General features: G+C 51.9%; 1 protein-coding gene. It reads left to right on the top strand.

Annotation, left to right across the window (positions count from 1 at the left end; genetic code table 11):
• Positions 1–285 (top strand): MBG domain-containing protein (locus FC98_RS14955; protein ID WP_162254979.1); only part of this gene is annotated, 285 nt, incomplete at both ends.

Here is a 285-nt window from a genome sequence, read left to right as displayed (position 1 = left end):
TCACGGCTGACGATTTCGACTGGAGCGCGGTCAAGGCTACTCCAGGAACCTACGCAGTGACGTTAAATGCGACCGGGATTAAGAAGATTACTGATGCGAACGCGAATACGACGCTGGCAACTGGAGATGTTCAGGCAGGTCAAGCAACGATCACGTCTAAGACGCCAGCGGTTGTGGCAATTAAGGCAACGGTTGGGGATGTTACCAAGCCTGAAGACGGCTCGACTACCTTTAAGGATGTGCCAAGCGTTACGTTAAGTGGCAAGTCTGATTTAACGACCCCAA

Source organism: Lentilactobacillus kisonensis DSM 19906 = JCM 15041 (genome assembly GCF_001434135.1).
Taxonomy (GTDB): domain Bacteria; phylum Bacillota; class Bacilli; order Lactobacillales; family Lactobacillaceae; genus Lentilactobacillus; species Lentilactobacillus kisonensis.
Note: the sequence above shows the minus strand (reverse complement) of the source record. Positions and strands in the feature narration are given on the sequence as shown.